Source organism: Kitasatospora sp. NPDC093679 (genome assembly GCF_040683455.1).
In the GTDB taxonomy this organism is placed as follows: domain Bacteria; phylum Actinomycetota; class Actinomycetes; order Streptomycetales; family Streptomycetaceae; genus Kitasatospora; species Kitasatospora arboriphila.
In genome coordinates, this window is the sequence record NZ_JBFBDW010000002.1 from 1 (window position 1) to 20,955 (window position 20,955).

Below are 20,955 nucleotides of genomic sequence, written 5' to 3' on the forward strand. Positions count from 1 at the left end.
CGGGGCACGCAGCGTGCGTGCCCCGCCCCTGCCGCGTCCGGGCCGGTCAGCGGCCGCGCCAGACGGTGGTGATGTTGCAGAATTCGCGGATGCCGTGGCCGGACAGCTCCCGCCCGTAGCCGGAGCGCTTCACGCCGCCGAACGGGAACGCCGGATGCGAGGCCGTCATGCCGTTGAAGAACACGCCGCCGGCCTCGATGTCGCGGGCGCAGCGCTCCTGCTCCTCGTGGTCGGTCGTCCACACGTTGGAGCTGAGGCCGAACGGGGTGTCGTTGGCCAGTTCGATCGCCTCGTCCAGGCTCTCCACCCGGTACACGGTGGCGACCGGGCCGAAGGCCTCCTCGTGGTGGATGCGCATCTTCGGGGTGATGCCCGTCAGCACGGTCGGCAGGTAGTACCAGCCGCCGTCCAGCTCCTTGGGCAGGCCGTCCGGGCGGGCGCCGCCGCACTCCACGACGGCCCCGGCGGCCACCGCGTCGTCGACCAGCTCCTCCAGGTCGGCGCGGCCCTGGGAGGTGGCGAGCGGGCCGATCTCGGTCTCCTCGGCCAGCGGGTCGCCGACCTTCAGGGCCTTCATCCGGTCGGTGAACGCCCTGGTGAACGCCTCGTAGACCTCGGCGTGCACGATGAAGCGCTTCCCGGCGATACAGGACTGCCCGTTGTTCTGGGTGCGTGCGGTGACCGCCCACTGCACGGCGCCCGCCAGGTCGGCGGAGGGCAGCACCAGGAAGGGGTCGCTGCCGCCGAGCTCCAGCACCGACTTCTTCACCTCGTCGCCGGCGATCGAGGCGACCGAGCGGCCGGCGAGCTCGCTGCCGGTCAGCGTCACCGCGGCGACCCGCGGGTCCCGGACGACGCCCTCCACCGCGGCGGAGCCGATCAGCAGGGTCTGGAAGCAGCCCTGCGGGAAGCCCGCCTCCAGCAGCACCCGCTCCAGCGCCAGCGCCGTCCGCGGCACGTTCGAGGCGTGCTTGAGCAGGCCCACGTTGCCCGCCATCAGGGCCGGCGCGGCGAACCGCACCACCTGCCAGAGCGGGAAGTTCCACGGCATCACGGCCAGCACCACGCCGATCGGCCGGTAGCGCACGTGCACCGAGGCGCCGCCGGAGTCCGCCACGTCGGCCTCGGACGGGTGCTCGTCGGCCAGCAGCTCCGGCGCCCGGTCGGCGTACCAGCGCATCGCCTTCGCGCACTTGGCGACCTCGGCGCGGGCCGCGACGACCGGCTTGCCCATCTCCACCGTCATCGTCCGGGCGATCTCCTCGCGCTCGGCGTCGAGCAGGTCCGCGGCGCGCTTCAGCAGCGCCGCGCGCTCCTCGAAGGAGGTCGTCCGCCAGGACCGGTAGGTCTCGGCGGCGAGGCCGAGCCGCTGTTCGAGGGCGGCGTCGTCGTACGGGGTGAAGGTCTCGACGGTCTCCCCGGTGGCCGGGTTGACGGTGGCGATGGGCATGGCGGCTCACTCCTCGGTTCTGGCACGCGGGTGCCGGTCGGGCCCGGTCGGATCCACCCTCCCCCCGATCGGGGCGGGGCGCAGCCGCGGCGGCCGCCCGGGGTGCGGGCGGGGCCGCCGCGGCGTGCCCGCCGTGCGGAAGGATCAGTGCGCGGCGAGCGGGTAGTGGTCCGACAGGTCGTTGTACGTGTAGCTCTTACCCCAGCTGCTCACCGTCCACGGCGTGCTGTGGAAGCGCACGACCTGGTTGGTGTACTGCTGCGGCCGGGCGTGGTCGGCCCGGTACAGCACGTAGTCCAGGTCCTCCGCGGGCTCGCCCGGGTAGCGGTAGGCGGCGATGGAGTTGTCGACCGTGTCGAAGGAGTGCGGCCAGCCGGTGCGCTGCGAGGCCGGGGCCAGGTTGCCGTTGTCGAGCAGCGCCTGGTACTCGGAGCCGTGCGAGTCGACGTTGAGGTCGCCGGCCAGCACGATCGGCTCGTCCGCCGGGATCCGCTTGGCGTCGAGGAAGGCCCGCATCGCGAGCAGCTGCTTGGCCCGGACGGCGGCCGGCTCGCCGCTGGAGCAGCCGGTGTCGGTGGACTGCAGGTGCGTGCCGACCACGTGGGTGCGCAGCCCGTCGACGTTCAGCACGGCGTACACGAAGCCCTTGTTGGACCACCAGTCGGCGCCGCAGGCGTCCTTGAAGACGTACTGCTCCTTGCGCAGGATCGGCCACTTGCTGAGCAGCGTCACCCCGCCGTCCTCGGGGGTGGTCGAGCTGTAGCTGCCGGAGGTCGCGTCCCAGCCGCCGGTGGAGCGGCCGACCACCGGCGTGTGGTACGGGTACGCGGCCGAGGCGCGGGCGGTCAGCGCGTCGGAGGCGGCGTTGTCGAACGCCTCCTGGAGGACCACCACGTCGTGGCCCTGGAAGAAGTCCGCCGAGGCGATCGCCTGCGCGCGGAGGTCCTGTCCCCAGTTCGGGTAGAGCGACTTGCTCATCAGGAACACGTTGTACGTCAGGACGTCGAGCGCGGGCGCGGTGACCGGCGCGCTCTCGGCCGCGGCGCCGGTGGCGGCCGCCGCGGGGGTGGCGGCGAGCGTGCCGAGCACGGCGGCGGCGACACAGGCCGCGGCGGCCGTTCTGGTGGCGCGGCGGACGGACGACAGGGGCATCGAAGCTCCGTGAGGGTGTGTCGTGAACCCGTCGGGTTGCGGGATGTTGTGCATCCAACTTCGGCGCCCGCACGGCGTGCAAGACATCGGGCGAGCATTCGGTGAACTCGTCCGAAACAGTGCTACCGATCGGTAGTCGGATGGGCCCGGGACGCACGGCGGCCGGGCCGGGTGCGCCTGCACCCGACCCGGCCGCAATGGCCGACCGATCGTCAGTTCACCCCGCGGGAAGCCCAGAAGTCGCCGCGGGCCAGCACCGAGGTGTCCGTGTTGTCGGTGAAGAAGCCGTCCACGCCCAGGTCGTAGAGCCGGCGCGCCCAGCCGATCGAATCGCCGTACGCGTTCGGGTCGGTGCCCCGGCGGAAGTCGACCGGCAGGAAGGAGTTCTCGTTGCGCACCGTCCACGGGTGCAGCACCAGGCCGGCCGCGTGCGCGTCCGCCACCAGCGTGGTCGGCGGCAGCAGCCTGCCCGCGGCGTCCACCGGCGCGATCAGCTGCGTGGTCGGGCCGATGCCGTGCGAGAACGACGCCAGCCAGCGCAGCCCGCCCGGCGTCACCAGGTCCGCGACCGTCCGCCGGTCGCCCGCCAGCACGAAGTCGTACGGCTGCGTCGTCGGACCGCTCAGCAGCTGGATCCGCGGGTTGTCGACCAGCTTCGCCAGCCGCTGCAGGCTGCTCGGCTCGAAGGACTGCAGGACCGCCCGGCCGTTGCGGCCCGCCAGCCCGCCGCGGCGCAGCTCGTCCGCCAGCCGCTCCTCCAGCGGCAGGCCGATCGAGCGGAAGTAACTCGGGTGCTTCGTCTCGGGGTACAGCCACACCGGGCGGCCCAGGGTGCGGGAGCGCCTGTTCGCGAACTCCACCACCTCGCGGAAGGTCGGCACCGGCCAGCGGCCGTCGTACGGGGTGTTGCGCTGGCGCTGCTGCGGCAGGCGCTCCTTCGCGCGCAGCGTGCGCAGCTCGGCCAGCGTGAAGTCCTCGGTGAACCAACCGGTCAGCGCGGTGCCGTCGACCGTCTTCGTGGTCCGCCGGGCGGCGAACTCGGGGTGGTCGGCGACGTCGGTCGTCTCCGCGATGTTGTTCTCGTGGCGGACGACCAGGTGGCCGTCCTTCGTCGGCACGACGTCCTGCTCGATGACGTCCGCGCCGAGCTCCAGCGCCAGCTCGTAGCTGCCGAGGGTGTGCTCCGGCCGGTAACCGCTCGCACCCCGGTGCGCCACCACCAGCGGGTGCGGCAGCCGGTCCAGGCCGGTGCCCGTGCGGACGGGCGGACGCGTCCCCGCGGCCCGCTGCGCGTCGCCCCGGCCGTCCGCCTGCTCGTCGTCGGCGGCGGACGCGGGGGTCGCCCCCGCCGCGGTCAGCGCGGCCGCACCGAGGCCGGCCGCCCCGGTCGCCCGCAGGAACGTGCGGCGCGAGGATCCCCCGCCGATCGGACGCTGCGTCATCTGGCCTCCCTGCCAAGGGTTTCGGTCGATGCCCGGCACCCTAGGCGGCCGGTGCGCACCACGCGGTGAACCGGGAACGAACCACCTGCCAACCGCCGCCGAACGCCCGCCCGGACGCCCGTCCGTACGGCACTGCGGCTCGGGACCGCCGCTGAGGACCGCCGCACACGGGCACCGCGCTGCTCCCTCCGGGTGGCGGCCGGTGCGGAACCCGCCCGACCGGGTACGGCGTCCTCGCAGCGGACGGCGACAGGGCCGAGGACGGAGGTACCACGGGGTGGCACGGGGCGACGGCACGGCGGTGGAGGAGCGGACGTCCCGGGAGGCACCCGCCCGGCCGCCCGGACGGCCCCGCGGCCGGGTGACGGCCACCCTGGCGGCACTCACCGCACTCCTGCTGATCGGCCACCGGCTGGTTCCCGACGGAGGCTGGCACCTCGGCAGCCTGCTGGAGGCCTTCCTGCCGTGGGCCGGGCTCGCCGTCCCGGTGCTGCTGGCGGCGGCGCTGCTCCGCCGCTCGCCGCTCGCCCTCGCCGCGGTGCTGCTGCCGGCCGTCGCCTGGACCGGCCTGTTCGGCGGACGGCTGCTGCCCGGCGGCGACGGAGGCCGCTACGACCTGACGGTGGTGCAGCACAACGTCGCGGACGAGAACACCGACCCCGAGGGCACCGCCACCCGGCTGGCCGGGACGGGCGCCGACCTGCTGGCCGTCGAGGAACTGACGGAGCCGGCGGACGGGGTGTACGAGCGGATCCTCGGCACGGTCTACCCCTACCGGGCACGCTCCGGAACCGTCGGACTCTGGTCCCGCCTCCCGCTGACCGACGTCCGGCCGGTGGACCTGAAGCCCGCCGAGGTGCACGAGTACTGGAAGCGCGGGGTCCGGGCCACCGCACGGACGCCCAAGGGCGACCTGGCGGTGTACGTGGCGCACCTGCCCTCGGTGCGGATCTCGCCGACGGCGGGGTTCACCACGCCCCGGCGCGACGAGAGCGCGCGGCTGCTGGCGGCGGCGATCGACGCCGAGCCGCTGCGGCGGACGCTCGTCATGGGCGACATGAACGGCACCCTCGACGACCGCGGACTCGCCCCGGTCACCTCCCGGCTGACGCCCGCCCGGGGCGGCTTCGACTTCAGCTGGCCGGCGGGGTTCCCGTTGGCGCGGATCGACCAGGTGCTGGTGCGGGGGGCCACGCCCGTCCGCACCTGGACCCTCGCCCGGACCGGCAGCGACCACCTGCCGGTGGCGGCCCGGATCCGGCTGTGAAGGGGGCGGCCACCAGGGGCGCGGAGGGCGCGCCATCCGGGGCGCGTGGGGGAGGTGCCCCCACGCGCCCCGGGTGGCCGGCCCGTAACCAGGGCGGGGGCCGGGCGGTTACGCCTCGGAAAGTAGGGCGTAACCGGTCCACAACAAAGGGCGGATCCAATGTCCTCCTCGTCACCGTCCGACCTCCCACCCCGAGGTGCGTACAGATGAAGTTGACCCCCCGCGAGCAGGAGCGCCTGCTCGTCCACGTCGCCGCCGACGTCGCCCGCTCGCGGCGGGCCCGCGGTCTGCTGCTCAACCACCCCGAGGCGGTCGCACTGATCACCTCGCACGTGCTGGAGGGCGCCCGGGACGGCCGCAGCGTCGCCGAACTCATGGAGTCCGGGCGGCAGGTGCTCACCCGCGAGGACGTGATGGAGGGGATCGCCGAGATGATCCCGGACGTCCAGGTGGAGTGCACCTTCCCGGACGGCACCAAGCTCGTCACCGTCCACGGGCCGATCCAGTGAACGCGCCGGGCCCCGTGACGCCGGGCGGGATCCTGTACGGCGAGGGGGAGATCGGCCTGAACGCCGGCCGGCCGGTCACCCGGCTGACCGCGGTGAACGCCGCGGACCGGCCGATCCAGGTCGGCTCGCACTACCACTTCGCCGAGGCCAACCCGGGGCTGGAGTTCGACCGGGCGGTTGCCCGCGGGCAGCGGCTCAACATCCCGGCCGGCACCGCCGTCCGCTTCGAGCCGGGCATCCCGGTGGAGGTCGAACTCGTGCCGATCGGCGGCCGCCGCGAGGTGCACGGCCTGCGCGGCGAGACCGGAGGTGCCCTCGATGGCTGACCGCGGCGACCCGTCCGCCCCCGCGCTGCGGCTGAGCCGCGAGCGCTACGCCGACCTGTACGGGCCGACCACCGGCGACCGGATCCGGCTCGCCGACACGGCGCTGCTGATCGAGGTCGAGGAGGACCGCTGCCGCGGCGGCGACGAGGCGGTCTTCGGCGGCGGCAAGGTGATCCGCGAGTCGATGGGGCAGGCCCGGACGAGCCGGGCCGAGGGCGCCCCCGACACCGTGATCACCGGCGCGGTGGTGCTCGACCACTGGGGTGTGGTCAAGGCCGACATCGGCATCCGGGACGGCCGGATCACCGCCCTCGGCAAGGCCGGCAACCCGGAGACCATGGACGGCGTCCACCCGGACCTCGTGATCGGCCCGGAGACCGAGGTGATCGCCGGCAACGGGAAGATCCTCACCGCCGGGGCGATCGACGCCCACGTGCACTTCATCTGCCCGCAGCTCGCCGACGAGGCCCTCGCCTCCGGCATCACCACGCTGATCGGCGGCGGCACCGGCCCCGCCGAGGGCACCAAGGCCACCACCATCACCCCCGGCGGCTGGCACCTCGCCCGGATGTTCGCCGCGATGGACGACCTGCCGCTCAACATCGGCCTGCTCGGCAAGGGCAACACCGTCAACACCGCTGCGATGCACGACCAGTTGAGAGCCGGAGCGCTCGGCTTCAAGATCCACGAAGACTGGGGCGCCACCCCGGCCGCGATCGACGCCTGCCTGCGGGTCTGCGACGCGACCGGCGCCCAACTCGCCATCCACACCGACACCCTGAACGAGGCCGGGTTCGTCGCCGACACCCTGGCCGCGATCGCCGGACGCGGCATCCACGCCTACCACACCGAGGGCGCCGGCGGCGGCCACGCCCCCGACATCATCACCGTCGTCTCGCAGCCCAACGTGCTGCCCAGCTCCACCAATCCGACCCGCCCGCACACCGTCAACACCGTCGACGAACACCTCGACATGCTGATGGTCTGTCACCACCTCAGCCCGCACGTCCCCGAGGACCTGGCCTTCGCCGAGTCCCGGATCCGCCCGTCCACCATCGCCGCCGAGGACGTGCTGCACGACCTCGGCGCCATCTCGATCATCAGCTCCGACTCCCAGGCGATGGGCCGGATCGGCGAGGTCGTGCTGCGCACCTGGCAGACCGCGCACGTCATGAAGGTCCGCCGCGGCGCCCTGCCCGGCGACGGCCGCGCCGACAACCACCGGGCCCGCCGCTACGTCGCCAAGTACACGATCAACCCGGCCGCCGCCCAGGGCGTCGACCACGAGATCGGCTCCGTCGAACCCGGCAAGCTCGCCGACCTGGTGCTCTGGACCCCGGCCTTCTTCGGCGTCAAACCCGACCTGGTGATCAAGGGCGGCCAGATCGCGTGGGCGCAGACGGGCGACGCCAACGCCTCCATCCCCACCCCGCAACCCGTGCTGCCCCGACCGCAGTTCGGTGCCACCGGCCGCGCCCCCGCCGCCAACTCCCTCAACTTCACCGCGCAGGCCGCGATCGACGACCGGCTGCCCGAACGGCTCGGCGAACAGCTGGGCGTGCGCAAGCGGTTCACCGCCATCCGGTCCACCCGCGGCGTCACCAAGGACGACATGGTGAACAACACCGCCCGCCCCGACGTCCGGGTCGACCCCGACACCTTCACCGTCACCATCGACGGCGAGGCCGTCACCCCCGCCCCCGCCACCGAACTCCCGCTCACCCAGCGGTACTTCCTCTTCTGAGGAGGCCCAGGTGCACGCCGCCCTGCTGCTCCTCGCCGACGGCCGCTTCCCGGCCGGCGGCCACGCCCACTCCGGTGGCGCCGAGGCCGCCGTCCGGGCCGGCCGGATCCACGACGCCGACACCCTCGCCGCCTTCCTCACCGGACGCCTGCACACCACGGGCCTGACCGCCGCCGCCCTCGCCGCGGCGGCCGCCGCCGAGGACGCCGACCCCGCCACCCTCGACGCCGCCGCCGACGCCCGCACCCCCTCACCCGCCCTGCGCGACACCAGCCGCCGCCTCGGCCGCCAACTGCTGCGCGCCGCCCGCGCCACCTGGCCGCACCCCGCCCTCGACCTGCTGCACAGCGCCCACCCCCGCGGCCCCCACCAGCCCGTCGCGCTCGGCACCACCGCCCGCGCCGCCGGGCTCACCCCCGTGGACGCCGCCGCCCTCGCCGCGTACGAGAGCGTCAACGGCCCCGCCACCGCCTGCGTGCGGCTGCTCGGCCTCGACCCCTACGAGGTCGCCGCCGTGCTCGCCCGGCTCGCCCCCGACCTCGACACCGTGGCCGCAGGTGCCGCGGACGCCGCCGCCCGCGGCACCCTGCCCGCCGCCTCCGCCCCGCTGCTCGACGTCCACGCCGAACGGCACCGCTCCTGGAAGGTCCGCCTCTTTGCATCGTGACCACGTCGACCCCCACGACGCCCCCGCCCGCCACACCTACGCCGAACAGACCCGCACCCGCACCCGCCGTGCCCTGCGGATCGGCCTCGGCGGCCCGGTCGGCTCCGGCAAGACCGCCACCGTCGCCGCGCTCTGCCGGGAGCTGCGCGAGGAGATCTCCCTCGCCGTCGTCACCAACGACATCTACACCACCGAGGACGCCGAGTTCCTGCTGCGCAACGCCGTCCTGCCGCCCGAGCGGATCGCCGCCGTCGAGACCGGCTGCTGCCCGCACACCGCGATCCGTGACGACATCTCCGCCAACCTGGAGGCCGTCGAGGAACTGGAGGAGACCGTCGGCCCGCTCGACCTGGTGCTCGTCGAGTCCGGCGGCGACAACCTCACCGCCACCTTCAGCCGCGGCCTGGTCGACCACCAGATCTTCGTCATCGACGTCTCCGGCGGTGACAAGATCCCCCGCAAGGGCGGCCCCGGCGTCTCCACCTCCGACCTGCTCGTCGTCAACAAGACCGACCTCGCCCCGCTGGTCGGCGCCGACCTCGCGGTGATGGCCCGCGACGCCGAGGCCCAGCGCGGCGGCCTGCCCACCGTCTTCACCGCCCTCACCGCCCCGGACGGCATCGCCCCCGTCGCCGCCTGGGTCCGCGCCCGGCTCGCCGAACGGTGACCGTCACCGGCGCCCGGCACCCGGCCGCCGGGCACACCACCGCCCCGCACCCGGCCGCCGTCGGCGCCACCGCCCGGATCACCGCCGCACCCGACGGCCGCGGCGGCACCGCCCTGCCCGTCCTCGCCGGCGCCGGCCCGCTCGCCCTGCGCCGCACCCGCGGCGCCCCGGGCACCGCCCACGTCTGCGTGATCGGCTCGATGGCCGCCCCGCTCGGCGGCGACCGGCTCGCCCTGCACGCCGAGGTCCGGCCCGGCGCCGCCCTCACCGTCACCAGCGCCGCCGCCACCGTCAGCCTCCCCGGCCGCGGAGGCGCCCCCGCCCGCTACGACCTGCACCTCACCGTCGGCGAGGACGCCGAACTCGACTGGCGCCCCGAACCCGTCATCGCCGCCGCCGGCAGCCACCTGCTGCTCACCACCGTCGTCCGCCTCGCCCCCGGGGCCCGGCTGCGGCTGCGCGAGGAACAGGTGCTCGGCCGGCTGCACGACCACACCCGCGGCGCCCCGCCCGGCCGGATCACCGCCCGGCTCACCGTCCACCTGGCCGGCCCCGCCCAGGCCGACCGCATCCTGCTCGACCAGCAGACCGACCTCGGCCCCGGCGCCCCCGGCTGGGACGGCCCCGCCGTCCTCGGCCCGCACCGCACCGTCGGACAACTGCTCACCGTCGGCCTGCCCGCACCGACGCCGCCCCCGGACGGCACCGACGCCGCCCTGCTCACCCTGCCCGGCCCCGCCGACGGCCCGCCCGCCACCCTGCTCACCGCCCTCGCCCCGGACGCCCTCGCACTGCGCCGGCTGCTCGCACCCGACACCGGCCGGAACGGTTCGGGCACAACCGTCACCTCCGCGGCCGCCCGAACGTCAGAGAGGTGAGAGCACACCGACGAGGAGGGGCCCGATGGACCGGAACGACTGGCTGGCCGAGCGCTTCGAGAGCCACCGCGGCCACCTGCGGTCGGTGGCGTACCGGATGCTGGGCTCGCTCGGCGAGGCCGACGACGCCGTGCAGGAGGCCTGGCTGAGGCTGAGCCGCACCGACGCCGACGAGGTGGAGAACCTGGGCGGCTGGCTCACCACCGTGGTCGGCCGGGTCTGCCTCGACATGCTCCGCACCCGCCGGACCCGCCGCGAGGAGCCGATCGGCGAGCGGCTGCCCGACCCCGTCGTGGCGAATGCCGACGGCACCGACCCCGAACAGCAGGCGCTGCTCGCCGACTCGGTCGGGCTCGCCCTGCTCGTCGTGCTGGAGCAGCTCGCCCCGGCCGAGCGGCTGGCCTTCGTGCTGCACGACATGTTCGGCCTGCCGTTCGACGAGATCGCGCCGATCGTCGACCGCACCCCGGCCGCCGCCCGGCAGCTCGCCAGCCGTGCCCGGCGGCGCGTCCAGGGCGCGGCTCCCGCGCCGGACCCTGACCCGGTGCGCCGCCGCGAGGTGGTGGACGCCTTCCTCGCCGCCTCCCGCGGCGGCGACTTCGAGGCATTGGTCGCCGTCCTCCACCCGGAGGTGGTGCTGCGCGCCGACGACGGCCCGGCCGCGCCGCTGATCGTGGTGCGCGGGGCCCGCGAGGTGGCCTCGCAGGCGTTCCGGTTCCGGCACATGGCGCCGTTCTCCCGGCCGGCGCTGGTCAACGGCGGGGCCGGCACGGTCACCGTGGTCGACGGCCGGCCGGTCTCGGTCATGGACTTCGTGGTCGCCGACGGCCTGATCGTCGCGATCGACGTCCTGGCCGACCCGGAGCGGCTCGCCCGGCTCGACCTGGACCTCCTGGAGGACTGACCCCGGCCCGGACGCGGACCCGAACGGCGGCGAGCCCCGCCCGGTACGCACCGGGCGGGGCTCGTGGCGGGTGCGGCGGGGCGGGGGCTCAGCCCGCGTCGGCGGCGCGGCCGCGCCGGTCCAGCGAGGCCAGGTAGGCGTTGTAGGCGGCGAGCTCGGCGTCGCCGTCCCGGTCCGCGGCGCGGTCGCGGCGGCGGGCCTGCCGCTCCTCGGACCGCGCCCACTGGAGGGTCAGGGCGATCAGCACGATCGCGGTCGGGATCTCGCCGAACGCCCAGGTGATGCCGCCGGCCAGCTCCTGGTCGTCCAGCAGCTTGGTGCCGGGCGGGGCGGCGGCGTCGGTGAAGGTGGTCACCAGCGGGTGGGTCGCCATCATCACGGCCACGCCGAAGAAGGCGTGGAACGGCATCCCCACGAAGAGCTCCAGGATGCGCATGATGTAGCCCGGCCGGTGCGGACCCGGGTCCACGCCCATGATCGGCCAGAAGAAGAGCATGCCGACCGCCAGGAAGTGGACCATCATCGCGAGGTGCCCGAGGCGGTACTGCATCAGGTAGTCGAACAGCGGCGAGAAGTACAGCGCGTACAGGCTGGCGACGAACAGCGGGATGGTGGCGCCGGGGTGCGAGACCACCCGGACGTACCGGCTGTGCAGCAGGGCCACCAGCAGCTCGCGCGGGCCGCGGCCGCTGCCCTTGCGGGCCGGGCGCAGGGCCCGCAGCGCCAGCGTGATCGGGGCGCCGAGCAGCAGCAGGATGGGGGAGAGCATGGACAGCACCATGTGCTGGATCATGTGCGCGCTGAACAGCACCATGCCGTAGTCGTTCAGCCCGGTGCAGGTCACCAGGACGACCGTGCCGGTGCCCGCCGTCCAGGCGATCATCCGGCCGACCGGCCACTTGTCGCCGCGCCGCCACAGCCGGATCGCGGCCGCCGTGTAGAGGCCGAGGGCGAGCACCGCGCCGATCAGGAAGGGCCAGTCCGGCGACCAGCCGAGCGCGGCGGACGGGTTGTACGGGCCGAGCGTGCCCGTTCCGCCGTGGTGGTGCATCCCTGCCATGCCGTCGCCCATCGGCGCGTCCTGCCTTCGCTGGTGCCGACCGGACCCGCCCGCAGGCCGGTCCGGTTCGTCCGTTTTGCTTCCGGCACAGCCTAGGCGGCGCTTACGAACGGACCGAACCCGGCCCCGCTCCCGGCGGGCGCGGCGCGGTCAGCCGGCGGCGCCGGCGGCCGGGACGAGGATGTTCTCGCCGGTGCGGCCGGCCGCGAAGTCCTCGACGTTGCGGACGGTCGCCGCGATGATCTGGCCGACCGCGGTCCTGGTGAAGTACGCCTGGTGGGAGGTGACCAGCACGTGCGGGAAGGTCATCAGCCGGGCCAGCACGTCGTCGGTCACCCCGTGCACCGACCGGTCGGTGAAGAAGACGCCGGTCTCCTCCTCGTACACGTCCAGGCCGACCCCGGCGAGCCGGCCGGACCGCAGCGTCTCGACCAGCGCGGCGCTGTCGACCAGGCCGCCGCGGCTGGAGTTCACCAGGATCGCGTCGTCCTTCATCCGGGCGAGCGCGGCCGCGTCGATCAGGTGGCGGGTGTCCGGCAGCAGCGGCACGTGCAGGCTGACCAGGTCGCTGCGCTCCAGCAGCTCGTCCTTGTCGACGTACTGCAGACCGAGCTCCCGGCAGGCCGGGTTGGGGGCGACGTCCCAGCCGAGGAGTTCGGTGCCGAAGCCGTGCGCGATCCGGGCGAAGCACTCGCCGATCTTGCCGGTGCCGATCACGCCGACGGTCATCCCGTGGACGTCCCGGCCCAGCAGGCCGTCCAGCCGGAAGTCGAACTCGCGGGTGCGGCTCGCCGCCCGCAGCAGCCGCCGGTTCACGGCCAGCGCCAGCGCCCAGGCGTGCTCGGCCACGGCGTGCGGGGAGTAGTGGGAGACCCGGGCGACGGTCAGGCCGAGGTCGCGGGCGGCCGCCAGGTCGATGTTGTTGAAGCCGGTGGAGCGCTGGGTGATCAGCTTGGTGCCGCCCGCGGCGAGCCGGGCCAGCACCACGCCGTCCAGCTCGTCGTTGACGCTGCTGGACACCACCGGGAAGCCGTCGGCGAGCGGGGCGGTGTCCCGGGTGAGAAAGACGTCCAGCATGCGCAGCGGGTGCCGGCCGGCGAACGCCGCGTCCAGCAGCGGACGCTCGTCGGTCTGCACGCCGTAGGCGAGGATCTCCATCGGGGTCGCTCCTCCTGCTCGCTCTCGGGCCCTGCGGTGGCTCTCCCAACCTATGGTGTGCCCCGGACCCCGGCCATGGGCCGATCGTCCCTCCGGACCGGCGGTGGGTGCACCCGTAGGGGCGCGGGGAACTGCGCAGTCCGGGGGCGGGTCGTCGTACGGATCAGGGCTCGGCCCGATGCTGTGGTGGCGATCGCTTCCGAATTGCGCAGTTCTCCCCCGGCCTTCGGCCGGGAGGTGCCCCCACGCGCCCCTGGGGGCTGCCCCTGGTGGGACGGCCGGTCAGGTGAGGGCGCCGGCGAGGGCGGTGAGGGCGAAGAGGGCGCCGGCGGCGGCCAGTGCGGCGCCGCCCGAGCCGACCGTGAGGAGGGCGGTGAGCAGGACGGTCGGGCCGAGTTCCATCGCCGTGTTGAGCACGCCGCCGGCCAGGCCGATCTGCTCCTCCGGGACGCCGTCGGTGGCGAGCACCGCGGCTCCGGCGAAGGCGAGGGCCGCACCGAAGGGCAGCAGCACCAGCCCGGGGACGAGCGGCAGGTAGCCGGAGCCGGTGCCGAGGTGGGCGAGGGCGAACAGGCCGGCGGCGCCGGTGGCCAGACCGATCGCGGTGACGGCCTTCGGCCCGACCCGGCCGACCAGCGGCCCGGCGGCCTGCCCGCCGAGGAGCAGTGCGGCGGCGTAGGGGAGGAAGGCGCCGGAGGTGGCGAGCGGGGTCCAGCCCAGGTCCTGCTGGAGGTGCAGGGTGAGCAGCAGGAAGAGGGTGGCGGTGCCGCCGGCGCTCAGCAGGGTGGCGGCCAGGCCGAGCAGGCGGCGTCCGCCGCGCAGGAAGCCGAGCGGCAGCAGCGGCTCGGCGGCGCGCCGCTCGCGGAGCACGAAGGCGGCGAGCACCAGCAGGCCGAGGGCGAGCGGCAGCTGCCAGCCGCCGGTCTCGGTGAGGACGAGGCCGTAGCTGACCAGGACGGTGCCGGCGGTGGCGAGGACGGCGCCGGGCAGGTCGAGGGCGGGGCGCCGGTCGCGGGCGGGGTCGCGGGGCAGCAGTGCGGGGGCGAGGGCGAGGGCGGCGGCGACGACGACCACCGGGACGGCGAACATCCAGCGCCAGGAGAGCCAGCTGGCGACGGCCCCGGAGGCGAGGTTGCCGGTGGTGGCGCCGAGCACGGAGAGTCCGCCCCAGGTGGCCATCGCCCGGCCGTAGGCCGCGGGGCCGGGCAGCAGGGTCTTGAGGACGGCCATGCCGGCCGGGGCGACCAGGGCCGCGGCGGCGCCCTGGAGGAAGCGGAGCAGCAGCAGGGCGGTGTAGCCGGGGGCGAGCGGGGCGGCGATCGAGGCGAGGCCGAGCACCACCAGGCCGGTGGTGAGCATCCGGCGGCCGCCGTAGCGGTCGGTGAGCCGGCCGCCGAGCAGCAGCAGGGCGGCGAAGGAGAGCCCGTAGGCGGCGTTGAGCAGGACGAGCCGGCTGTGGTCGAGGCCGAACTCGCGGCCGATGTCGGGCAGCGGCACGGAGATCGCCATCAGGGTGAAGATCAGTGTCGCCTGGACGGTGCCGAGCAGGGCGAAGCCGGGTGCGGTGCGTGGCGCCGGTGCGCCGGTGGACGTCGGAGTGATGGCCGTGGCAGCCATGGTCTCCCCCTCTTTCTGTACCGTTCGGTCCAATATAAGCCGTGCAGAGGGCCGCCGAGGAGCGGCCGGTGGAGCCGTCGGTCCGGGCCCGCGGGGCTCAGTCGAGCAGTGACAGGGCGAGGTCCGCCGCGTCGGTGACCCGTCGCGGGTCGTCGCCCGCCTTGCCGATCACCCGCATGCCCTGCATCACGGTGAGCAGCAGCCGGGCGAGCGCCCGCGGGTCCTTCTCCGGCGCCAGCTCGCCCTGGGCCTGCGCCCGGGCCAGCGCGCCAGCGGTGAGCGTCTCCAGGGTGTCCCAGCTGGCCCGGACGCGGCGGGCCGCGTCCGGGTCGCGGGTGGCGAGTTCGGTGGCGGTGTTGGTGATCAGGCAGCCGCGGTGCCGCTGCTCGCGGACCGCCTCGTCGGCGAAGCGCCGCACCACGGCGCGGACCGTGGGCAGGGCCGCGCCGGGCTGCGAGAGCTCGGCGAGCAGCTTGGCGTCGGTGTTCTCCCGGTAGCGGTCGAGCGCCTTGAGGAACAGCTCGTGCTTGCCGCCGAAGGTGGCGTACAGGCTGGCGCGGCCGATGCCCAGGTGCCCGGTGAGGTCGGCCATCGAGGTCGCCTCGTACCCGCGCTCCCAGAACAGCTCCAGCGCCGCCTGCAGCGCCGCGTCCGGGTCGAACTCCTTGGTCCTTGCCATGGGAAGACCATAGCGCTATCTGGATCGATCGGTCAAGAAAAGCTGGAGAAGAGAAGGAACCCCGCCCGCCGAGGTGGCGGACGGGGCTCCCGAAGAGCTGCGGGACGGGCCGGTCAGATGACCGTCTCGGCCTCGGTGTAGCGCTCCTGCGGCACGGTCTTCAGCTCGGCGACCGCCTCGGCGAGCGGCACCAGGCGGATGTCGGTGCCCTGCAGCGCGGTGATGTGGCCGAAGGCGCCCTTGTGGGCGGCCTCCACCGCGTGCCAGCCGAAGCGGGTGGCGAGCACCCGGTCGTAGGCGGTCGGGGTGCCGCCGCGCTGGGTGTGGCCGAGGATCACCGGACGGGCCTCCTTGCCGAGCCGGTGCTCCAGCTCGCGGGAGAGCTGGGTGGCGATGCCGGTGAACCGCTCGTGGCCGTACATGTCCTTGGTGCCCTCCTCCCACGGCATGGTGCCGGGCTCGGGCTTGGCGCCCTCGGCGCAGACCACGATCGCGAACTTCTTGTGCCGGTCGAAGCGCTCGCGCACCACGTCGGTCAGCTTGTCGATGTGGAAGGGGCGCTCGGGCACCACGATCGCGTGCGCGCCGGCCGCCATGCCCGCGTTGAGGGCGATCCAGCCGGTGTGACGGCCCATCACCTCGACGACCATGACCCGCTGGTGCGACTCGGCGGTGGTCTTGAGGCGGTCCAGCGCGTCGGTGGCCACCGAGACGGCGGTGTCGAAGCCGAAGGTGACGTCGGTGCAGGCGATGTCGTTGTCGATCGTCTTCGGCACGCCGACCACCGGCAGGCCCGCGTCGCTCATGAGCTTCGCGGCCTTCAGGGTGCCCTCGCCGCCGATCGGGATGACCGCGTCGATCCCGAGGTCCTTGCAGTGCTGCTTGGCGCGCTCGACGCCGTCCCGCAGGTGGCTCGGCTGGACCCGGGAGGACCCGAGGATCGTGCCGCCCTGGGCGAGGATGCCGCTCACCGACTCCAGGGTGAGAGGACGGTGGACGCCTTCGAGGAGGCCGCGCCAGCCGTCCTGGAAACCGATGATCTCGTCGCCGTGGTCGACCACCCCCCGGTGGACCACGGAACGGATCACGGCGTTCAGGCCGGGGCAGTCACCGCCGCTGGTCAGGACACCAATACGCATTGCTTTGCAACTCCCCTGGGGGCACCTCCCAGCCGCCAGGCTGGGGGGAAGAACCGGAGGCCGGACTACCACCTCGGTGTCGCCACCGCGGACAGGTCGCACCCGGGCGTCTTCAACCGGGGGCGACCATGGCACAGCATACGGTTCCTGCGTCCGGCCGGGCAGGAGCCGAGCGGGAGCGGCATCGTCGACGCGTCCGCGCAATCTGCAGCCGGACGCCGAGGAGGGTTGCGTCCAGCGTTCCCTATTCTCTTATGCATCCCGCCCGCATGGCACCGGTTGACCGCAATGCGGTCAACCGGACACCCTTCGTCGGAATCAGGCGGGCTGGCTGGTGGCCGCGATGCGCTCCGCGCGCAGCGCGTCGTACCAGGTCGTGTCGGCCGGCGGCAGCGCGCTGACGTCCAGCGCCAGCTTGAGCAGCATGTCGGCGACGGCGGGGTTGCGGGCCATCACCGGGCCGTGCAGGTAGGTGCCGAACACGGTGTCGCGGTACGCGCCCTCGGTGCCGTCGCCGGTGCCGTTGCCGCGGCCCGTCCGCACGTTCGCCAGGGGCTTGACGCCCTCGCCGAGGTGGGTGACGCCCTGGTGGTTCTCGAAGCCGGTGAGCTGCGGCAGGCCGAGCGCCGGGTCGACGTCGGCGAGCACGTCGCCGACGCAGCGGGAGCCCTCGCCGCGGGTCGTCCACACGTCGAGCAGGCCGAGGCCCGGCTCGCGCTCGCCGAGGTCGTTGATGAACTCGCGGCCGAGGATCTGGTAGCCGGCGCAGACCGAGAAGATGATCGCACCGTTCTCGGCGGCGCGGACCAGCCCGCCGTCGTTGCGCAGCCGTTCCGCGGCGAGCCGCTGCGGACGGTCCTCGCCGCCGCCGATCAGGTAGATGTCGCCGCTGGTCGGCACCGCCTGGTCGGAGCGCACGTCGATCCGGGTCACCCCGAGGCCGCGCTGCCGCGCCCGCCGCTCGACGACCAGCGCGTTGCCGCGGTCGCCGTACGTGCTGAGCAGGTCCGGGTACACCCAGACGAGGCGCAGGCTGCTCTCGTTCATCCTCGAAGGCCTTCCGTACTGCTGCTGCTGCTGAGGCTGCTGGAACTGCGGGTCGGCGGGGTACGACATCAGACCGCCACCGCCTTGCGCAGCTGCTGGAAGGCGGTGTAGTTGGCGATCGCCTCGATCCGGCCGGGCGGCGCCAGCCGGACGGCCTGCTCCAGGGTGTCCACCACCTGGAACTGCAGCCCGGCGACCTCCAGCCGGACCGCCAGGTCCAGCTTGCGCTGGCCCATCACGAAGATCGGGTGGCCGGCCAGGCGCTCGTAGTCGACGTCCCACAGCCAGGAGGTGTCGGTGCCGTCCGCGTCCAGCGCGTTCACCGACAGCACCACCGGCGCCGGCGGCTGGTCGATCAGCGTGAAGGTCTCCAGCCAGCCGGCCGGGTTCTTCGCCAGCAGCAGGCGCACGTCGCGGCCCTGGTACTGCACCACGTCGTAGCGGCCGGCGACCGCGGCGACCGTCTGCATCCGCTGCAGCGCGACCTGCGGGGCGACGCCGAAGACCGCCGCGACCGCCGCCGAGCTGGTGGCGTTCGCCAGGTTGGCGCGGCCGGGCAGCTGCAGCTGGATCGGCCAGGCACCGCGGTGCGGGTCGATGACGTGGGTGCCCTGCAGCGCCCAGTGCGGGTTCGGGCGGCGGAAGCCGCACTGCGAGCAGAACCAGTCCTCGCCGGGGCGCTGCATCACGCCGCCGCAGGACGGGCAGGACCAGGCGTCCTCCTTCCACGCCTGCCCGGCGGCCACCCAGACCACCTTCTTGCAGGACGAGGCGGCCCAGGTCACCAGCGGGTCGTCGGCGTTGGCGATGATCACCGCGTCCGAGTCCTTGAGGCCCTCGCGCCACTTCTCCGCCATCATGCGGGTCTCGGCGGCGCGGTCCAGCTGGTCGCGGGAGAGGTTCAGCAGCGCTATGGCCTTGGGCCGGGTGTCCCGGGCGACCGTCGCGAGGTACTTCTCGTCCACCTCGATCACGCCGAAGCGCGCGTCCGAGCCGCCGGCCAGCGCGGCGGTGATGCCGGCCGGCATGTTGGCGCCCAGGGCGTTGGAGACCACCGGGCCCGCGGCGCGCAGCGCCTCGGCGATCAGCCGGGTGGTCGTGGTCTTGCCGTTGGTCGCGCTGACCAGCACCACGTCGAGGTGCTCGGACAGGGTGGCCAGCAGATCGGGGTCGAGCTTGAGCGCGATCTTGCCGCCGATCACCGAACCACTGCCGCGCCCGGCCTTCTGCGAGAGGGCGGCGGCCATCTTGCCGGCCGTCACGGCGATCTTGGCGCGGGCGGGCAGCGAGGCGTCGCGTGCGGCTTCCGGACCGGTGCCTTGCATGCTCAGTGGTTCCTCCTTGCTGCGGCGCCGCCCCGGTCGTGCGGGACCGTCGGACGGCAGGGACGGGGGCCAGCCTACCCACTCCGGCGGCGGGCTCTGAGCGCAGGACCCTTCGCGGCCTGCCGGGACGGGCCCCGGCGGGACTCCGGCGCCCCTCCTGCCACGGCCGCGCCGGGCGGCGCCGCCGGGCGGTCACGGGCGTGACGGCCGGTCAGCCGGCCGGTCCGGCCGCCGGTCCGACGGGCGCCGGCGGAACCGCGCGAACCGGGAGGAACGCGGCGCCGGGACGTCATCCCGGCCGCTGCGCCACGATGAAGACGGACGACGGGCGGAGCTTCTGCCAGGCCGACGTCGGGTGGTACCGGTAGTTCCAGGCGGTGGCGAGGGCGAGCGCCCGGTCGACGACCGCGCCGATCCGGTTGGCGTACATGTTGCAGCGGAGCAGCCGGCCGATCCGGGAGGTCGGGGTGGCCGCGCAGAAGAGGCTCGACCGGATCGACAGCCCGGCGTCGCGGACGGCCCGCTCCAGCAGGTGGCGCGGGATGCCGCGTTCGCGCCGGGTCAGTCCGGGGCGGTCGGCCGAGCGCCAGTCCCCCATGGAGACGACGGGCTCGCAGAGCAGCACCCACCCGCCGGGGGCCGTCACCCGGCCGATCTCCCGGACGACCTTGGACACGTTGGGGATGTGGTGCAGCACGCCGAAGCACAGGACCAGGTCGAAGCTCCGGTCGCCGAACGGCATGTCACCCGACGGCACCGGGTCCTCGTACCGCACCGGCGTCGACCGCAGCGCCGCCGACCGCAGGTGCGCGGAGGGCTCCAGGATCGTGATGTCGTCGATCCGGTCCAGGACGGGGAGGAACTCCCCGCCGAAGGCGCTGCCGACCCCGAGCGCCCGGGGGAAGCGGCGGTCGGGCAGGTGCCGGAAGCCGTACTGGCGGTTGAACCCGCCGTAGCCGTACGCCTCGGAGTCGGAGGACGCCGCGCCGAGGTCCGCGTACGCCTCGCGTTCGTCGGCGAACCACTCCTCGACCTGGGCGGGGCCGAAGTCGTCCCCCCACAACTCGAGGCCGGAGAGGTAGCGTTCCGCGAACTCGTCTGTCCTCATGCGCGCACTGTAGGGCGGCGCGGGAGCCGGCGGCGGCCGGCCGGGCCGGGGACCGGCGGACATGCCACGGACGGCGCAATGGGGCGGTGGCCCCGGTGCGGCGCGCCAGACTCGGCGGGGCCACCGAGGAACGGACAGCGGAGACCGGGATGCTGAAGACGACGATCGCCGACCCGGACAGGCCAGGCTCGCTCGCGCACGCGGCGCGGGCCCGCCGCTGGACGGAACTGCTGCGCTGCTTCCCCGACCTCGCCGAGATGCGCGTCCTCGACCTCGGCGGCACCCCCGGCTCCTGGCGTGCCGCACCGCGGCGCCCCGCCCACGTGGTGACGGTCAATCTGGACCCCGCCACCGCACGGCACGACGAGCCGGGACTGACGGCCGTGGTCGCCGACGCCTGCGACCTGCCGCCGTCCCTCGCGGCCGAGCGCTTCGACCTGGTGTACTCGAACTCCCTGGTGGAGCACGTCGGCGGGCACAGCCGGCGGCAGCGGTTCGCCGAGACCGTGCACACCGGCGCGACGCACCACTGGGTGCAGACCCCGTACCGCTACTTCCCGATCGAACCGCACTGGGTCTTCCCCGGCATGCAGTTCCTGCCCTTCCGGGCCAGGGTCGCGGTCTCCCGGCACTGGCCGCACGGGCACATCCGGTCCGACGGCCCGGCCCGGGCGGTGGCGGACGTCGCCGAGGTCGAGCTGCTGTCCGCCACCGAGATGCGCGGGTACTTCCCCGACTCGCACCTCTGGTTCGAGCGCTTCGCCGGCCTGCCCAAGTCGCTGGTGGCCCGGGCGTAGTGCCCGTCCCGACCGGCCG

General features: G+C 74.4%; 20 protein-coding genes. 9 read left to right on the forward strand and 11 right to left on the reverse strand.

The window, feature by feature from the left end; all coding sequences use genetic code 11:
- Positions 1–46 precede the first annotated feature (46 nt).
- The 3 genes from AB0O09_RS02050 to AB0O09_RS02060 all read right to left on the reverse strand — a co-directional run bounded on the left by AB0O09_RS02050 (position 47) and on the right by AB0O09_RS02060 (position 4,044).
- Positions 47–1,450: an NADP-dependent succinic semialdehyde dehydrogenase gene (locus AB0O09_RS02050; RefSeq protein WP_363539274.1), complete on the reverse strand. Its 1,404-nt coding sequence runs from the start codon at positions 1,448–1,450 to the stop codon at positions 47–49.
- 144 nt (positions 1,451–1,594) lie between these two features.
- The gene (gene sph, locus AB0O09_RS02055; protein WP_363539276.1) at positions 1,595–2,602 is read right to left on the reverse strand and encodes a sphingomyelin phosphodiesterase; all 1,008 of its coding nucleotides are present in this window, start codon (positions 2,600–2,602) and stop codon (positions 1,595–1,597) included.
- A gap of 212 nt (positions 2,603–2,814) precedes the next feature.
- The gene (locus AB0O09_RS02060; RefSeq protein ID WP_363539278.1) at positions 2,815–4,044 is read right to left on the reverse strand and encodes a glycerophosphodiester phosphodiesterase; all 1,230 of its coding nucleotides are present in this window, start codon (positions 4,042–4,044) and stop codon (positions 2,815–2,817) included.
- Positions 4,045–4,321: 277 nt separating this feature from the next.
- Here AB0O09_RS02060 and AB0O09_RS02065 point away from each other — a divergent pair, with 277 nt between their 5' ends.
- The 8 genes from AB0O09_RS02065 (at position 4,322) to sigJ (ending at position 11,006) form a co-directional block, all read left to right on the forward strand.
- Positions 4,322–5,311: an endonuclease/exonuclease/phosphatase family protein gene (locus AB0O09_RS02065; RefSeq protein WP_363539280.1), complete on the forward strand. Its 990-nt coding sequence runs from the start codon at positions 4,322–4,324 to the stop codon at positions 5,309–5,311.
- Positions 5,312–5,517: 206 nt separating this feature from the next.
- Positions 5,518–5,820, forward strand: coding sequence for an urease subunit gamma (locus tag AB0O09_RS02070; RefSeq protein ID WP_344628329.1), 303 nt, complete (start codon positions 5,518–5,520; stop codon positions 5,818–5,820).
- Positions 5,821–5,834: 14 nt separating this feature from the next.
- A complete protein-coding gene (locus AB0O09_RS02075; protein WP_359986227.1) occupies positions 5,835–6,146 on the forward strand; it encodes an urease subunit beta in 312 nt (103 codons plus the stop codon).
- Entirely contained in the window at positions 6,139–7,890 is a 1,752-nt protein-coding gene (locus AB0O09_RS02080; protein WP_363539282.1) for an urease subunit alpha, read from the forward strand. Before AB0O09_RS02075 ends, AB0O09_RS02080 begins: the two co-directional genes overlap by 8 nt.
- A 10-nt stretch (positions 7,891–7,900) precedes the next feature.
- Entirely contained in the window at positions 7,901–8,557 is a 657-nt protein-coding gene (locus tag AB0O09_RS02085) for an urease accessory UreF family protein (RefSeq protein WP_363539284.1), read from the forward strand.
- Positions 8,547–9,224: an urease accessory protein UreG gene (gene ureG, locus AB0O09_RS02090; RefSeq protein WP_363539286.1), complete on the forward strand. Its 678-nt coding sequence runs from the start codon at positions 8,547–8,549 to the stop codon at positions 9,222–9,224. The genes AB0O09_RS02085 and ureG overlap by 11 nt, the downstream gene beginning before the upstream one ends.
- Positions 9,221–10,102 carry an urease accessory protein UreD gene (locus AB0O09_RS02095; RefSeq protein WP_363539287.1) on the forward strand — a complete coding sequence of 294 codons (882 nt, stop codon included), beginning with the start codon at positions 9,221–9,223 and terminating at the stop codon, positions 10,100–10,102. Before ureG ends, AB0O09_RS02095 begins: the two co-directional genes overlap by 4 nt.
- Before the next feature lie 25 nt (positions 10,103–10,127).
- Positions 10,128–11,006 (forward strand): RNA polymerase sigma factor SigJ, encoded by an 879-nt coding sequence (gene sigJ, locus AB0O09_RS02100; RefSeq protein ID WP_363539289.1) that lies wholly within the window; start codon positions 10,128–10,130, stop codon positions 11,004–11,006.
- 88 nt (positions 11,007–11,094) lie between these two features.
- On the opposite strand, the gene AB0O09_RS02105 is transcribed toward sigJ, so the two are convergent.
- The 8 genes from AB0O09_RS02105 to AB0O09_RS02140 all read right to left on the reverse strand — a co-directional run bounded on the left by AB0O09_RS02105 (position 11,095) and on the right by AB0O09_RS02140 (position 20,139).
- Positions 11,095–12,057 (reverse strand): cytochrome c oxidase assembly protein, encoded by a 963-nt coding sequence (locus AB0O09_RS02105; protein WP_363539746.1) that lies wholly within the window; start codon positions 12,055–12,057, stop codon positions 11,095–11,097.
- A gap of 159 nt (positions 12,058–12,216) precedes the next feature.
- Positions 12,217–13,224, reverse strand: a complete 1,008-nt coding sequence (locus AB0O09_RS02110; RefSeq protein ID WP_363539291.1) for a 2-hydroxyacid dehydrogenase — start codon at positions 13,222–13,224, stop codon at positions 12,217–12,219.
- Positions 13,225–13,506: 282 nt separating this feature from the next.
- Positions 13,507–14,841 carry an MFS transporter gene (locus tag AB0O09_RS02115; RefSeq protein ID WP_363539293.1) on the reverse strand — a complete coding sequence of 445 codons (1,335 nt, stop codon included), beginning with the start codon at positions 14,839–14,841 and terminating at the stop codon, positions 13,507–13,509.
- Between the two features lie 97 nt (positions 14,842–14,938).
- Positions 14,939–15,520, reverse strand: a complete 582-nt coding sequence (locus tag AB0O09_RS02120) for a TetR family transcriptional regulator (protein ID WP_363539295.1) — start codon at positions 15,518–15,520, stop codon at positions 14,939–14,941.
- A gap of 113 nt (positions 15,521–15,633) precedes the next feature.
- Positions 15,634–16,659 carry a 6-phosphofructokinase gene (locus AB0O09_RS02125; RefSeq protein WP_030269331.1) on the reverse strand — a complete coding sequence of 342 codons (1,026 nt, stop codon included), beginning with the start codon at positions 16,657–16,659 and terminating at the stop codon, positions 15,634–15,636.
- Positions 16,660–16,977: 318 nt separating this feature from the next.
- Positions 16,978–17,706 carry a glutamine amidotransferase gene (locus AB0O09_RS02130; protein WP_030269330.1) on the reverse strand — a complete coding sequence of 243 codons (729 nt, stop codon included), beginning with the start codon at positions 17,704–17,706 and terminating at the stop codon, positions 16,978–16,980.
- Positions 17,707–17,774: 68 nt separating this feature from the next.
- On the reverse strand, positions 17,775–19,031 hold the full coding sequence (locus AB0O09_RS02135) for a MurT ligase domain-containing protein (RefSeq protein WP_344626428.1): 1,257 nt from the start codon (positions 19,029–19,031) through the stop codon (positions 17,775–17,777).
- A gap of 289 nt (positions 19,032–19,320) precedes the next feature.
- Complete coding sequence (locus AB0O09_RS02140) at positions 19,321–20,139, reverse strand: methyltransferase domain-containing protein (protein WP_363539297.1); 819 nt, start codon at positions 20,137–20,139, stop codon at positions 19,321–19,323.
- A 149-nt stretch (positions 20,140–20,288) separates the two neighbouring features.
- Between AB0O09_RS02140 and AB0O09_RS02145 the strand changes: the two genes are divergently transcribed.
- Positions 20,289–20,936: a methyltransferase domain-containing protein gene (locus AB0O09_RS02145; RefSeq protein ID WP_363539299.1), complete on the forward strand. Its 648-nt coding sequence runs from the start codon at positions 20,289–20,291 to the stop codon at positions 20,934–20,936.
- Positions 20,937–20,955 lie beyond the last annotated feature (19 nt).

Excerpts from the sequence above, each read along its gene's own strand:
- AB0O09_RS02050 (WP_363539274.1), bottom strand. The coding sequence starts at position 1,450 with ATGCCCATCGCCACCGTCAACCCGGCCACCGGGGAGACCGTCGAGACC.
- sph (WP_363539276.1), bottom strand. The coding sequence starts at position 2,602 with ATGCCCCTGTCGTCCGTCCGCCGCGCCACCAGAACGGCCGCCGCGGCC.
- AB0O09_RS02060 (WP_363539278.1), bottom strand. The coding sequence starts at position 4,044 with ATGACGCAGCGTCCGATCGGCGGGGGATCCTCGCGCCGCACGTTCCTG.
- AB0O09_RS02070 (WP_344628329.1), top strand. The coding sequence starts at position 5,518 with ATGAAGTTGACCCCCCGCGAGCAGGAGCGCCTGCTCGTCCACGTCGCC.
- AB0O09_RS02080 (WP_363539282.1), top strand. The coding sequence starts at position 6,139 with ATGGCTGACCGCGGCGACCCGTCCGCCCCCGCGCTGCGGCTGAGCCGC.
- sigJ (WP_363539289.1), top strand. The coding sequence starts at position 10,128 with ATGGACCGGAACGACTGGCTGGCCGAGCGCTTCGAGAGCCACCGCGGC.
- AB0O09_RS02105 (WP_363539746.1), bottom strand. The coding sequence starts at position 12,057 with ATGCACCACCACGGCGGAACGGGCACGCTCGGCCCGTACAACCCGTCC.
- AB0O09_RS02110 (WP_363539291.1), bottom strand. The coding sequence starts at position 13,224 with ATGGAGATCCTCGCCTACGGCGTGCAGACCGACGAGCGTCCGCTGCTG.
- AB0O09_RS02115 (WP_363539293.1), bottom strand. The coding sequence starts at position 14,841 with ATGGCTGCCACGGCCATCACTCCGACGTCCACCGGCGCACCGGCGCCA.
- AB0O09_RS02120 (WP_363539295.1), bottom strand. The coding sequence starts at position 15,520 with ATGGCAAGGACCAAGGAGTTCGACCCGGACGCGGCGCTGCAGGCGGCG.
- AB0O09_RS02125 (WP_030269331.1), bottom strand. The coding sequence starts at position 16,659 with ATGCGTATTGGTGTCCTGACCAGCGGCGGTGACTGCCCCGGCCTGAAC.
- AB0O09_RS02130 (WP_030269330.1), bottom strand. The coding sequence starts at position 17,706 with ATGAACGAGAGCAGCCTGCGCCTCGTCTGGGTGTACCCGGACCTGCTC.
- AB0O09_RS02135 (WP_344626428.1), bottom strand. The coding sequence starts at position 19,031 with ATGCAAGGCACCGGTCCGGAAGCCGCACGCGACGCCTCGCTGCCCGCC.
- AB0O09_RS02140 (WP_363539297.1), bottom strand. The coding sequence starts at position 20,139 with ATGAGGACAGACGAGTTCGCGGAACGCTACCTCTCCGGCCTCGAGTTG.
- AB0O09_RS02145 (WP_363539299.1), top strand. The coding sequence starts at position 20,289 with ATGCTGAAGACGACGATCGCCGACCCGGACAGGCCAGGCTCGCTCGCG.